This window comes from Fodinicurvata fenggangensis DSM 21160 (assembly GCF_000686045.1).
GTDB lineage: Bacteria > Pseudomonadota > Alphaproteobacteria > Kiloniellales > DSM-21159 > Fodinicurvata > Fodinicurvata fenggangensis.
This window is the reverse complement of record NZ_JMLV01000001.1, coordinates 579,099-592,075: the sequence shown is the minus strand read 5'-3', so window position 1 is coordinate 592,075 and position 12,977 is coordinate 579,099. Positions and strand designations below refer to the sequence as shown.

Here is a 12,977-nt window from a genome sequence, read left to right as displayed (position 1 = left end):
ATGACACATAGCGAAGCTGCAGGCTTGATACAATGCGAGCAGTGCAGAGAGGCAACCCGGAACATGGCAGTCAAACTGTTATCCAGGACAATGATAGGCTTCCTGTTGGTTGCTTTGTACTGTCTGCCTGTAGGCGCCGAGCCATTCTCGGCAATGAAGGCCTTACAGCAACAGAAAGGTGCCTCCTTTTCTGCAGCGATCGTTGATTTGCAGACAAGGCAGGTGTTGGCGGAAAACTCTGCAGATCGCAGCTTGATTCCGGCCTCGGTTACGAAGCTGTTCACCGCAGGTCTGGCGCTTGAAACCTGGGGGCCCGATCATCGTTTCGAAACCCGGCTTCTTGGCTCCAGCCCCCTGCGGAACGGAAGCGTTGAAAATCTGGTCCTGCTGGGAGGTGGAGATCCCGCGCTGACCGATGAGGACTTCTGGAAGATGGCGCGCGCACTCTCCCGGAAGGGACTCAGGCGCATAGAAGGCGATCTGGTTGTGAATGCGTCACGCTTTGGTTTGGTGGCCTGCAATGTCCAGGATCGTTGCGAGGCTAGGCAGGCTTCGCGCAATGCCTATGATGCGCCGCTTTCTTCTGCTGGCAGCAACTATGCCAGCTGGAGCATTACCGTCGAGCATCAGGACGGGACTGTTCGAACCAGATTGTATCCCTTTGATCTGCCTGAAGTCGAACTCAAGGGCCATGTGGCAAGCGAGCGGGGCGGATACCTCGCTGCCCGACGCGCAACCTTATCCGGTGGACGGGACGTCATCGAACTGTCCGGTAGCCTGGCACCAGGGCGGGATGGACGTATGTTGTACCGTTCTGCCGGAAATCCCGACCTGCAGACTGGATTGCTGTTTCAGGCTTTCCTGGAGGAACAGGGCATTTCGATTCAGGGAACGGTCCGGGTCACGCACGAACCTCCGCCGAAGAGTGCCGTACAACTGGTCAGACATAGTGGAGACAGGTTGGATTCGTCCTTGGCGGGGATGATGCGGTATAGCAACAACTACATGTCCGATGTCCTGCTGCTGAACCTCGATGTGGATAAGGGCGGCAGGCCGCCGCTGTCAGTGGCAGAAGCCGCGCAAAGGCTCCAGGTCTATGCCGGCCATCTGGCAGAAAGCTCCGGTACACTCTTCCCCGACTCCTTTTCTGGCATACGCTTGTTCGATGGCAGTGGCCTGGACACGGACAATCGTCTCTCGGCCGGCGCATTGATAGCCGTCCTGGATCATTACTATCGCCAGAAACCGGGGCTTTTTCCCGCTTTCCTAAGCAGCTTGACCGTGCCTGATCATACGGCTGGCAGCAGCCTCAAGAAGCGGGATCCGGATTGGCTGAGGCGATTGGCAGTGAAAACGGGTGGCCTCAGCGAGCCCGTGACGGTTACCAGTTTGGCTGGCTATCTGCGCTTTCGGGATGGCGGATGGGGAGCCTTTGCCTTCCTGGTGAACGGTGCGCCCGGCCAACCGATTCCGCGCGCAGAGATATTCGAGGCCATGCGCCAGGATTTGGCGCCCTATTGGGAGGGAACAGCCAATCAATCCCAGTAGATGCGTGGCCAGTGGTGCCTGAGAGAAAGCAGCCCTTTAGCGAAGTCGCCTGCTGCAACGCATGATCCGATGACCAGAAATCATGCAACTTTTGTCATAGCCTGTTTTCTTGCCGTTACGTAGATTTTTATCTATTGCTGAAGTCGCAGCTTACTTGGAATTACACTAAAGGACTTTCCCGTCGTGAATTACAGACTGGCTATAAGTGGGGCAGCGGGATTGCTTCTGTCGTGTTTCTCCCTGCCTGCCCTGGGACAGGATGAGCAGTCGCCGCAGGAGAAAAAGGACCACCGTGAGAAGGGGACCTTAACCTTTCAACTGGAAAACGATTCCGTCTCCGGAACGGATCGCGACTATACCAGTGGCTTCGTGTTTGAATACCTCTCCGATGAGAAGCAGGGCAGCCATTGGGCCCGGAACCTGATCGAGGCCATTCCCTTCCTGAGTTATGGCGACCGTCTTCGTTACAGCCTGTCCTTCGGGCAAAGCATCTTCACTCCCAGCGATACCCAGGAACGAGATCTGATCGATAACGACAGACCTTACGCCGGCTGGCTGTATGGCAGCTTGGGTGCAATCGCCTATGACGAAAACTATGGGTTGTTCCAATCGCTTGCCCTGGATGTCGGAATGGTCGGGCCGGCCGCACTGGGACGGGAAGTACAGAACACCACACACAGGATTCTCGATATCCCCACCGCCAAGGGGTGGGATAACCAATTGCATAACGAGCCCGGATTCATCCTCAGTTATGAACGCAAGTGGCGGCAATTCCACTATAAGCCCGATCCGGAGGGGCGGTTCGGGATCGATCTGATGCCGCACGCGGGCGTTGCACTAGGCAATGTCATGACCTATGGCTCCGCTGGCGCTTCGATGCGCATAGGTTTCGACCTCGAGGATGATTTCGGGGCCCCGCGAATTCGTCCCAGTCTGCCCGGCTCCAGTTATTTCAAGCTGAACGACCGTTTGAGCGGCTATTTCTTTGCAGGTGTCGAAGGCAGAGGTGTTGCAAGGGACATTTTCCTGGATGGAAACACCTTCCGGGACAGCCCCTCTGTAAGCCGCCGCTGGTTCAATGCAGAAGTCCAGGGCGGGGTGGCACTTACCTATGGTCCTATGCGATTGACCTATACGCAGGTCTATCGTTCGCCCCAGATCCGGAACCGGGACGTTTGGGACAGTTTTGGGTCGGTCGCTCTGTCGGTTCGTGTGCCGTTCTGAGAAGCTCAGGCGCGCTTGAGGTCCTTGAGTGCCGGCAGGTAGGCTTGTAGATACGCGCCCGTGAAGCTGCCGTGTGTCTGGGCCACATCTTCGGGTGTGCCCTCGGCAATGATGCGTCCACCGCCGTCGCCACCTTCCGGTCCCAGGTCCAGCAGCCAGTCGGCCGTCTTGATCACTTCCAGGTTATGCTCGATGACGACCACGGTGTTGCCGTTGTCCACCAGGGTGTGCAGAACCTGTAGGAGGTGGCGGACATCCTCGAAGTGGAGGCCTGTGGTCGGCTCGTCCAGGATATAGAGGGTCTTGCCTGTCGAACGCTTGGCGAGCTCCCGGGACAGTTTTACGCGCTGGGCCTCCCCCCCTGAAAGGGTGGTTGCTGCCTGTCCAACCTTGATGTAGCCGAGCCCGACCTTTTCCAGCGTTTCCATCTTGACACGGATCGAGGGTACGGCCTGGAAGAAGTCGCGCGCCTCTTCGACAGTCATGTCCAGGACATCGGCAATAGACTTGCCGCGGAATCTGACCTCGAGCGTTTCTCGGTTGTAGCGCTTGCCCTTGCAGACATCGCATTCCACGAAGACGTCAGGCAGGAAATGCATTTCGATCTTGATAACCCCATCACCCTGGCAAGCTTCGCAGCGCCCGCCCTTCACGTTGAAGGAAAAGCGCCCGGGTTTGTAGCCGCGTGCCTGGGCCTCGGGCAGGCCAGAAAACCATTCACGAATTGGCGTGAAGGCTCCGGTGTAGGTTGCCGGGTTGGAGCGCGGTGTGCGGCCGATGGGGGACTGGTCGATGTCGATGACCTTGTCCAGGAACTCCAGGCCTTCGATGGCTTCATGTGGCGCTGGTTGTTCCTTGCTGCCATTCAGGCGTCGGGCCAGGGACTTGTAGAGGGTATCAATGGTCAGCGTGGATTTACCGCTGCCGGAAACCCCGGTGATGCAGGTCAGCGTTCCCAGTGGTATCTCGGCGTTCACGTTCTTTAGGTTGTGTCCACTTGCACCACGCAGGGAAACCTTCTGCCCCTTGTGTCCTTTACGGCGTTTGGCAGGAACGATTATCTGGCGCACGCCCGTCAGGTACTGCCCAGTCAGGCTGTCGCTGGATTGCATGATGTCTTCGGGCAGGCCGGCGGCTACGACCCGGCCACCGTGCGTTCCGGCTCCCGGTCCCATGTCGACCAGATAATCCGCGCTGCGAATGGCATCCTCGTCGTGCTCCACCACGATGACCGTGTTGCCCAGGTCACGCAGCCGTTTCAGGGTGTCCAGCAGACGGGCATTGTCGCGCTGATGCAGGCCGATCGATGGCTCATCCAGTACATAGAGGACGCCCGTCAGGCCAGAGCCGATCTGTGAAGCCAGGCGGATGCGCTGGCTTTCGCCTCCCGAAAGCGTGGCAGAAGCCCGCGAGAGAGTCAGGTAAGTCAGGCCGACGTCGTGCAGGAAATTCAGGCGCTCGCGTATCTCCTTCAGGATGCGTTGGGCAATTTCACTTTGCTTGCCTGTCATCCGGCTTTCGAGATCCCGGAACCATTCGAAGGCCTCTCCAATGGAGAAGTCCGCCACCTCGCCTATGTGATGACCATCGATCTTCACGGCCAGGGCTTCGGGTTTCAGGCGATAGCCGCCACAGGCCTCGCAGGGATGGCTGGCACGGTAGCGTTCGATTTCATCGCGAACCCAATCGCTGTCGGTTTCGCGCCAACGGCGCTCCAGGTTGGGCACGACTCCTTCGAAGGGCTTGTTGGTTTCGTAGCTGCGCAGGCCATCATCGTACTTCATGCGTACGGGTTCCTTGCCCGTACCGAAAAGAATGGCGGTACGCGCGTCCTCTGGCAGTTCGTGCCAAGGTGCGGTCACGGCAACATTCAGGTGGCGTGCCAGGCTTTCCAATGTCTGCTGGTAATAGGGGGACGAGGAATTGGCCCAGGGGGCAACGGCTCCGCGCAACAGGCTTTTCGACGGGTCCGCGATCACAAGATCTGCATCAACAAAGGACATTTTGCCCAGCCCGTCGCATGCCGGGCAGGCGCCAAAGGGGTTGTTGAAGGAAAACAGCCTGGGCTCGATCTCGTCGATGGTGAAGCCTGATACGGGGCAGGCGAAGCGTGCCGAGAAGGTTTGCCGTTCCGCGCTGTCCGCATCCTCCGTAAAGGCCAGACCATCAGCCAGATTCAGCGCCGTCTCGAAGGAATCCGCCAGGCGGCTTTCAAGACCTTCGCGTACCACCAGCCTGTCGACCACGACCTCGATGTCGTGCTTCTGCTTCTTGTTGAGACTTGGCGCATCCTCGATTTCGTGGATCTCGCCATTGATCTTGACGCGCTGGAACCCCTTTTTCTGCAGTTCCTGGAGTTCCTTGCGGTACTCTCCCTTGCGGCCCCGTACGATGGGGGCCAGCAGGTAGAGCCGGGTGCCCTCTGGCATGGCCATGACCCGATCGACCATCTGACTGACAGTCTGGCTTTCGATGGGTAGACCAGTGGCCGGGGAATAGGGGATGCCTGTGCGCGCAAAAAGCAGGCGCAGATAGTCGTAGATTTCGGTGACGGTGCCGACGGTAGAACGCGGATTCTTGGATGTGGTCTTTTGCTCGATCGAGATGGCAGGCGAAAGCCCCTCGATGGAATCCACGTCAGGCTTCTGCATCAGTTCCAGGAACTGACGTGCATAGGCGGAAAGGGATTCCACGTAACGCCGCTGGCCTTCCGCATAGATCGTGTCGAACGCCAGGGATGACTTGCCCGAACCGGAAAGCCCCGTGATGACCACGAGGCTATCGCGCGGCAGATCCACGTTCACATTGCGGAGGTTGTGCTCGCGGGCGCCGCGCACCTCGATTTTGGGACCGGTGAATTCTGCGGACATGATGGTTTTACGCTGAGGATTGTCGACCTGCCCAATATGGGTAATGATCTGGAAAAGACGAGCGTTAGCTAACGTGAGGGACAGATAATTTTCAAGCTGTTTGCAGGAACGTGACTGTACGGGGTGGCGTTCACAAGGATGGATGAATAAGCTGCGCCACTCTACCGCAGAACGTTGAAAGGAAAGCAGGCAGATGGCGGGAAGCGTGAATAAGGTCATTCTGGTCGGGAACCTGGGGCGAGACCCGGAAATACGGACGATGCAGAACGGGGGGCGTGTCTGCAATCTGGCTCTGGCAACCTCGGAATCATGGAAAGATAGGCAGACTGGCGAGCGCCGCGAGAAGACCGAATGGCATCGCATCGTCATCTTCAATGAAAGCCTGGTCGGCGTCTGCGAGCGTTACCTGCGCAAGGGGTCGAAGCTGTATGTCGAGGGCCAACTGGAGACGCGCAAGTACACCGACCAGTCCGGTTCCGAGCGCTATACCACCGAAGTTGTCCTGCGGCCCTATCGTGGGGAACTGAACATGCTGGACAGCCGTTCAGGCGGAGGAGAGTCCGATTTTGGCGGCGGCGGTAGCGGCAGCTACGGTGGCGGTGCTCCCGCCGATTACGGTTCCGGCGGGGGTAGCGGAGGAGGCGCTTCGTCCGGACCTGGGGACCTGGACGACGAGATACCCTTCTAAAATCGGAGCGGATGATGGAGATGATCTGGAGAAGTTTCGACGAGTTATCGCGCGATCAACTGTATGAAGTTCTCCGGATCCGCTCCGATATATTCGTGGTGGAGCAGAAATCTCCCTGCTGCGATGTGGACGGCCTGGATCGAGAGGCCCTGCATTTACTGGCCTATGACCATGACTCTGTGCATGGTGGCGCCCGGGCGCTTGCAGGGTATCTGAGGCTGTTGCCTCCGATCATGGCTGGTCCAGCTCCGGTCCTTGGGCGTATTGCCATTCGCCAGGCTTATCGCGGGCAAGGTCACGGCCAGGCCCTTGTCCATGAAGCGCTCGTAGAAGTGACTCGGCGTTTCCGTCCCCAGGCCGTGAAACTGTCTGCTCAATCGCATCTCTGCGACTTCTATGAACGCTTGGGCTTCCAGGCGAACAGCCTGCCTTATGACGATCATGGCATTCCCCATGTGGACATGATCCGGCCCGCCGGTTAAGCGGCGTTGAGCTGCGGTCCTGTGTGTTTGTAGCAGGGGCGGCAATCTGCTAATCTGCACACAAGAATCGCGGTTGTTTTACAGCCCTTGATTTTCCTGTGTTTTTTCCTGTCCAGAGATTTCGATTTTGAGCGACATAGACGAGAGCGTGAGCACGGCTGCGGAGTCCTCTGAAACGGCACAGCCCGATGGAGAGGGTGGTGGTAACGGTGACGGTGCGCCCCCGATTCCAGGCGGCATTGGTGGAGGAGGCGAGGGTATAAGTCCTGTCACCATAGAGGAGGAGATGCAGCGCTCCTACCTCGACTATGCCATGAGTGTCATTGTCTCGCGTGCGTTGCCCGACGTGCGTGACGGCTTGAAGCCCGTTCATCGCCGGATACTCTATGCGATGAAGGAAGAGGGCTACGACTGGAATCGGCCCTATCGCAAGTCGGCGCGTATCGTAGGTGACGTGATGGGTAAGTATCACCCGCACGGCGATAGCGCGATTTACGATGCCATGGTCCGCATGGCGCAGGACTTCTCCATGCGCCGGCAGTTGGTGGATGGCCAGGGCAATTTCGGCTCCATGGATGGCGATCCGCCCGCGGCCATGCGTTATACCGAAGCCAGGCTGACTCGCGCGGCCAGTGAGTCGCTGCTGGAGGATATTGACAGGGAGACCGTCGATTTCCAGCAGAACTACGACGAGACGACTCACGAACCCACGGTCCTGCCGGCGCGCTTCCCGAACCTTCTGGTCAATGGTGCCGGCGGTATTGCCGTCGGCATGGCAACGAACATTCCGCCCCACAACATGGGTGAGGTGATCGATGCTTGCTGTGCTCTGGTGGACAATCCGCAGATGTCTGACGAAGAGTTGCTGCCGCTGGTACCGGGGCCGGATTTCCCAACGGGTGGTATCATTCTGGGGCGTTCCGGAATTGCTTCGGCCTACCGGACCGGGCGCGGCTCCGTTGTCATGCGGGGGCGCACCCACATCGAGACCTATGCCAAGGACCGGGAAGCGATCATCATTACCGAGGTGCCCTACCAGGTGAACAAGGCGCGCATGCTGGAACGCATTGCCGAAGTTGTGCGCGAAAAGATCATCGAGGGCGTTTCGGAAATCCGTGACGAGTCGGACAGGCATGGCCTGCGTGTTGTTGTCGAACTGCGCAAGGATGCCATGTCGGATGTCGTGCTGAACCAGTTGTTCCGCTACACGCCGCTGCAGACATCCTTCGGCGTCAACATGCTGGCCATCAGTGGTGGGCGTCCGCAGCTCATGACCCTGCGTGAGGTTCTGACGTCGTTCATTACCTTCCGGGAACAGGTTATCACCCGCCGTACGGCCTATGAGCTCGGAAAGGCCAGAGAGCGCGCTCATGTGCTGGTGGGGCTGGCGATTGCCGTAGCCAACATCGATGCGGTGATCGAGCTGATTCGTGCCGCGCCGGATCCGCAGGCCGCGCGGACCGCCTTGCTGGAGCGCCATTGGCCGGCCTCGGAAGTCGCCCCCTTGATCGACTTGATCGACGAGCCGGGATACGTGGTCGGTGAAGACGGATCCTATCGTCTTTCCGATGCCCAGGCACGTGCCATACTGGACTTGCGTCTGCAGCGTCTGACGGGGCTGGAACGCGACAAGATTGCCGAGGAACTCCATGATCTGGCTGCCAAGATCAAGGATTACCTGACCATCCTGACCTCGCGCGAGCGCCTGATGGAAGTGTTGCGCGGCGAACTGGTGGATACGCGTTCGCGCTTTGCGGACGAGCGTCGTACCACCATAGAGGACAGCGAGTTCGAGCACGATATCGAAGACCTGATCCCGCGTGAGGACATGGTCGTAACCGTGACACACGGCGGCTACATCAAACGTGTGCCGCTTTCGGCCTACCGGGCGCAGCGCAGGGGTGGTCGTGGTCGCAGTGGCATGTCCACGCGTGACGAGGATTTCGTCTCGCGGCTGTTCGTGACGGATACGCACACACCCGTGCTGTTCTTCTCGTCACGCGGCATGGTCTACAAGATGAAGGTTTACCGCCTGCCGCAAGGGACGCCCCAGGCACGAGGCAAGGCGTTGGTCAACCTGCTGCCGTTGCAGGAAGGCGAAACCATCACGGCTTTCATGCCATTGCCGGAGGATGAAAGCACCTGGAGCGACATGTTCGTGATGTTTGCCACCTCGGCCGGGACGGTCAGGCGCAATCGTTTGTCGGATTTCACGAACGTCATGGCCAATGGCAAGATTGCCATGAAGCTAGCACCCGAAGACGGTTACTTGGTCGGTGTTGCGACTTGCAGTGATGACAGTGATGTCATGCTGGCTACGGCGGCTGGCAAAGCCATCCGTTTCCCGATCACGGATGTCCGGGTTTTTGCCGGACGTAATTCCACGGGTGTTCGGGGGGTTCGCCTTGCTAAGGGAGATGAGGTCATCTCCATGTCCATACTGCGCCATGTCGAGGCCAGCAGTGAGGAGCGCGAGGCTTATCTGCGTCATGCATCCGCGAGACGACGCGCGGAGAACCAGTTGGAGGATGGAGCGGAGGAATCCACGGAAAACGTGGAAGTTCTGCAGCTTAGTGAAGACCGTCTTGCCGAATTGGAATCGAATGAAGAGTTCATTCTTTCCGTCTCCGACGATGGTTATGGAAAGCGCACTTCGTCCTATGAGTATCGTGTGGCCGGACGAGGTGGCCAGGGTATCGGCAATCTCGACCTCTCGCGTTCGGGGGGAGGCGCGGCCAAGGTTGCGGCTGTATTCCCCGTCGGCCCTGACGACCAGATCATGCTTGTCACCAATGCAGGCCAGCTTATCCGTACCTCGGTGGAAGGTATTCGCATGGCCGGGCGAACAACCCGTGGGGTTACATTGTTCCGGGTTGGCAAAGACGAGCATGTTGTATCAGTGGCGCATCTCCAGGATCTTGAAGGCGATGATGAGAACGGAGAGGACGAAGCCGCTATGGATGAGGAAAGTGATCCGTCCGGAGAGCCTGATGAAGGCACAAGTGGACAGGAGTCTTGACGAGAGGGGCGAATGGGCGAAACGGATAAGACTTCGTCACTTATAGGGGTTTATCCCGGGACGTTCGACCCCATTACTCTGGGGCATGTCGACATCATTCGACGTGCAACCAAGGTTGTGGACCGGCTGGTCATAGCCGTTGCCAGAAATGACGGTAAGGGGCCACTGTTCAACACCGAAGAGCGTGTGAATCTCGTTCGTGAAGAAGTTGCCACATTGGATGGCAACGGGGGCAGCAATGGAATCACCGTCGAGGTGCAGGCCTTCGACAACCTGCTGATGCATTTCTGCGAGAGTCTCGGCGCCAGGGTGATTGTGCGCGGCTTGCGCGCCGTTTCAGATTTCGAATACGAATTTCAGATGGCTGCCATGAACGCCCGGCTGAATCCCCAGATTGAAACGGTTTTTCTGATGGCCTCCGAGCGCCAGCAGTTCATATCCTCGCGTTTCGTGAAAGAGATTGGCCGTCTCGGGGGCGACATCACCTCCTTTGTCACGCCCACTGTGGCCCTGGCCTTGCAGCGCAGATTTGCCGAAGAACGCGGCGAGGGCTCACAACCTGTCTGAGGGGACTTTTTTCGCGCCGGGTAATTGACCGGAACGGGGAAGCCACATATCTTCCCATCGCCTTCTCGGGCCCGTAGCTCAGCTGGTAGAGCAACTGACTTTTAATCAGTAGGTCACAGGTTCGAACCCTGTCGGGCTCACCATTCCCATTTATCAGAACCTTGAGACCCTTCCTTCACATAAAGGTTCAATGCCTTCCCTGGCAAAATGCACAGCACCTGATACGAATCTGGATCGTGCCTCTGTCGAAGTCTGACAACTTCCACGTTTACAAGATAAGAAAATATCCTTGTAGGCGACAAAAAATATGTCAATCCATGGCATGATACGATTAAAATAAAAGAAAAATACATGAATGTGCAAACACGGGGAGATGCGTATGGACTGTGACTCATACCATGGCGAGGTTGTGCCCAAGAATCTTGTGCTTGCGGATTCGAATGATTCAGAAGGTACAGAAACCGCTCTCTGGAATAGTTTATCAACCTGTCATAGCCTGATAGCGGCGGAACTACGGCTCCGCTTGCGACAACATTATTCGATGACCTTGCCGCGGTACGAGGCGATGGCAGAATTGAGCCGCCACGAAGAAGGCTTGCCCATGGGGGAGTTGAGCCGCCGCCTTATGGTTTCGAATGGAAACATAACCGGCATCACGGATCGCCTGGTCGCAGACGGATTGGTGAGTCGCCATCCTGACCCCAGTGACAGGCGCACGCACTTCATCAAGTTGACGCGCAAAGGCCGAGAGAGTTTCGACAGGATCTCCCAATCCTACAATAGCTGGCTTGGCGAGTTATTGGATGGCATCTCTGCCAAGCAAAGCAGGAATCTGGAAAATTTGCTTCAGCAGTTGCAACACGTCGTCAACAGGCGGGCTTCCATTGGACCTTGAAGCTGTTCAAGTCAGTCCTCGCCTGGGCCTGCAGAACCTACCGGGTACACCTTAACTTCAACTTCTAGGGTTCCGGCCTTCTCGAAGGTCAGGCTCAAGGGAAAGCTCTGCCCTTCCTGCAATGGCGTTTTGAGCTGGAACAGCATGACGTGGTCTCCGCCTGGTGCCAATTCTATGGTCTCATCTGCCGGCAGATCGATATATTCGACCTGGCGCATGCGCATGACGCCATCCTCATGAAGGTGGGTGTGAAGTTCAGCCGCCTCTGCAATGCCAGTGCGTGCAGCGACCAGACGATCTGCATGATCAGAGATGTTCCGTATTCTCAGGAAGGCCGCTGCAGTTTCCGTTCTTCCAGCCGAGCCCCTGGCCCAAGGGTCAAGGATCTGTAGATCACTTGCATCGAGGCTTTCTGCGCTTGCAGTCAAAGCCGTAAGAAACAGAAAGCTGCTGAAGATAGCTGTAGTTATAAATTTGAGCATTCCGACATAATCCCTGTGAACTGAACCACAGCATTGCCAGCTTGCCCCCATTGGTAAAGCCCACCGCGGCGTCTTGACGCGAAGTTGGTGTTACAAGCACTGAAGAGCTTGTGATGGTGGGTCTCTCGCCCTTCCATGAAGCTTCCCAAGCTTGGTCGTGGCCTCCGGCTCGGTCCGTGACGGAATCGTTCTTCTGGGCTATCAGGGTTGGTGAAATCATATGAATGAGGGCAGCATGACAGTTGCATTGCAAGAAGATCGGTCCAGCGCGGACCAGCACAAAACCCTGGATGGCCGGAAGTTGGGCCGTGAAATCCGGGACGTTGTGGCGGATGAAGCGCGCAAGCTTGAGGGGGACGGTTGGTCACCTCGACTGGTCTCCATTGCCGTGGGCGAGACAGATGCCGCCAAGCTCTACATCAGAAACCAGCGTCGCGTGGCCGAACAGACGGGAATTGCTTTCGAGGAACGCTTCTATTCCGACAAGGTGACGCAGGAGGAGATGCTGGCTGCGATTCGCTCCCTGAATGCTGATCCGCGTGTGAGCGGTGTCATACTCCAGCGCCCAGTTCCTCAGCATCTTTCCATCAAGCAGCTGCAATCTGCCATTCATCCCTTGAAGGATGTGGAGGGCATGCATCCCGCCTCTATCGGGAATATCGTCTACAACGAACTGGCTTTGGGGCCCTGTACATCGGTTGCTTCCGTGGAGTTGCTGAAGGCCACGGGGCTGAACCTGCAGGGTCTGGAAGTCGTGGTCATTGGCCACTCCGAGATTGTCGGGAAGCCAATAGCCTTTCTGTTGATGAGTGAAGGGGCCACCGTAACTGTTTGCCATCACATGACTCGAAACCTGTCTGTTCATTCCAGGCAGGCTGATGCCGTTTTCGTTGCGGTCGGCAAGCCGCAGCTGATTACGGGATCCATGATCAAGCCAGGTGCGGCCGTCATTGACATTGGCATCAACCAAGTGAACGAACCCGATGGATCTTCGCGCGTTGTGGGCGATGCCGATTACGAAAGCTGCCAAGAGGTCGCCGGATGGATCACACCCGTGCCGGGGGGCGTTGGGCCCGTTACGGTTTCCATCCTGATGCGCAACACTCTCACGGCGCTGAAGTTGCAACGGCAACACTACGAAACGCAATTTGGCCGGGAAGTCGTTTGAACATCATGGCCTCGTTTGCTCGACAGGCTGCAGG

The 12,977-nt window shown here is 57.6% G+C and carries 10 protein-coding genes and 1 tRNA gene; 9 read left to right on the top strand and 2 right to left on the bottom strand.

Going from position 1 to position 12,977, the window contains the following annotated elements:
• Together dacB and BP38_RS18665 are read left to right on the top strand one after the other, a co-directional pair.
• Window positions 1-1,548: a D-alanyl-D-alanine carboxypeptidase/D-alanyl-D-alanine endopeptidase gene (dacB, locus tag BP38_RS0102780; protein WP_081816409.1), complete on the top strand. Its 1,548-nt coding sequence runs from the start codon at window positions 1-3 to the stop codon at window positions 1,546-1,548.
• A gap of 183 nt (window positions 1,549-1,731) precedes the next feature.
• The gene (locus BP38_RS18665; protein WP_081816408.1) at window positions 1,732-2,772 is read left to right on the top strand and encodes a lipid A deacylase LpxR family protein; all 1,041 of its coding nucleotides are present in this window, start codon (window positions 1,732-1,734) and stop codon (window positions 2,770-2,772) included.
• A 5-nt stretch (window positions 2,773-2,777) separates the two neighbouring features.
• On the opposite strand, the gene uvrA is transcribed toward BP38_RS18665, so the two are convergent.
• Window positions 2,778-5,642, bottom strand: a complete 2,865-nt coding sequence (gene uvrA, locus BP38_RS0102770; RefSeq protein WP_026986477.1) for an excinuclease ABC subunit UvrA — start codon at window positions 5,640-5,642, stop codon at window positions 2,778-2,780.
• A gap of 193 nt (window positions 5,643-5,835) precedes the next feature.
• Here uvrA and ssb point away from each other — a divergent pair, with 193 nt between their 5' ends.
• The 6 genes from ssb to BP38_RS18660 all read left to right on the top strand — a co-directional run bounded on the left by ssb (window position 5,836) and on the right by BP38_RS18660 (window position 11,293).
• Window positions 5,836-6,330, top strand: a complete 495-nt coding sequence (gene ssb, locus BP38_RS0102765; protein ID WP_026986476.1) for a single-stranded DNA-binding protein — start codon at window positions 5,836-5,838, stop codon at window positions 6,328-6,330.
• Between the two features lie 20 nt (window positions 6,331-6,350).
• A complete protein-coding gene (locus tag BP38_RS0102760; protein WP_162175109.1) occupies window positions 6,351-6,812 on the top strand; it encodes a GNAT family N-acetyltransferase in 462 nt (153 codons plus the stop codon).
• 286 nt (window positions 6,813-7,098) lie between these two features.
• Window positions 7,099-9,831 carry a DNA gyrase subunit A gene (gene gyrA, locus BP38_RS0102755; RefSeq protein ID WP_051608883.1) on the top strand — a complete coding sequence of 911 codons (2,733 nt, stop codon included), beginning with the start codon at window positions 7,099-7,101 and terminating at the stop codon, window positions 9,829-9,831.
• Between the two features lie 12 nt (window positions 9,832-9,843).
• On the top strand, window positions 9,844-10,398 hold the full coding sequence (coaD, locus tag BP38_RS0102750) for a pantetheine-phosphate adenylyltransferase (protein WP_026986473.1): 555 nt from the start codon (window positions 9,844-9,846) through the stop codon (window positions 10,396-10,398).
• A gap of 67 nt (window positions 10,399-10,465) precedes the next feature.
• Window positions 10,466-10,541, top strand: a tRNA-Lys gene (locus tag BP38_RS0102745).
• 236 nt (window positions 10,542-10,777) lie between these two features.
• Window positions 10,778-11,293, top strand: a complete 516-nt coding sequence (locus BP38_RS18660; RefSeq protein ID WP_162175108.1) for a MarR family winged helix-turn-helix transcriptional regulator — start codon at window positions 10,778-10,780, stop codon at window positions 11,291-11,293.
• Window positions 11,294-11,304: 11 nt separating this feature from the next.
• Here the strand turns inward: BP38_RS18660 and BP38_RS18655 are convergent, their stop codons facing one another.
• Window positions 11,305-11,775: a copper chaperone PCu(A)C gene (locus BP38_RS18655; protein ID WP_035723177.1), complete on the bottom strand. Its 471-nt coding sequence runs from the start codon at window positions 11,773-11,775 to the stop codon at window positions 11,305-11,307.
• Window positions 11,776-12,010: 235 nt separating this feature from the next.
• On the opposite strand from BP38_RS18655, the gene BP38_RS0102730 reads away from it, so the two are divergent.
• Window positions 12,011-12,943, top strand: a complete 933-nt coding sequence (locus tag BP38_RS0102730; protein WP_051608912.1) for a bifunctional 5,10-methylenetetrahydrofolate dehydrogenase/5,10-methenyltetrahydrofolate cyclohydrolase — start codon at window positions 12,011-12,013, stop codon at window positions 12,941-12,943.
• The last annotated feature ends 34 nt before the right edge of the window (window positions 12,944-12,977 follow it).

Excerpts from the sequence above, each read along its gene's own strand:
- gyrA (WP_051608883.1), top strand. The coding sequence starts at position 7,099 with ATGCAGCGCTCCTACCTCGACTATGCCATGAGTGTCATTGTCTCGCGT.
- coaD (WP_026986473.1), top strand. The coding sequence starts at position 9,844 with ATGGGCGAAACGGATAAGACTTCGTCACTTATAGGGGTTTATCCCGGG.
- BP38_RS18660 (WP_162175108.1), top strand. The coding sequence starts at position 10,778 with ATGGACTGTGACTCATACCATGGCGAGGTTGTGCCCAAGAATCTTGTG.
- BP38_RS0102730 (WP_051608912.1), top strand. The coding sequence starts at position 12,011 with ATGACAGTTGCATTGCAAGAAGATCGGTCCAGCGCGGACCAGCACAAA.
- uvrA (WP_026986477.1), bottom strand. The coding sequence starts at position 5,642 with ATGTCCGCAGAATTCACCGGTCCCAAAATCGAGGTGCGCGGCGCCCGC.
- dacB (WP_081816409.1), top strand. The coding sequence starts at position 1 with ATGACACATAGCGAAGCTGCAGGCTTGATACAATGCGAGCAGTGCAGA.
- BP38_RS0102760 (WP_162175109.1), top strand. The coding sequence starts at position 6,351 with ATGATCTGGAGAAGTTTCGACGAGTTATCGCGCGATCAACTGTATGAA.
- BP38_RS18655 (WP_035723177.1), bottom strand. The coding sequence starts at position 11,775 with ATGCTCAAATTTATAACTACAGCTATCTTCAGCAGCTTTCTGTTTCTT.
- ssb (WP_026986476.1), top strand. The coding sequence starts at position 5,836 with ATGGCGGGAAGCGTGAATAAGGTCATTCTGGTCGGGAACCTGGGGCGA.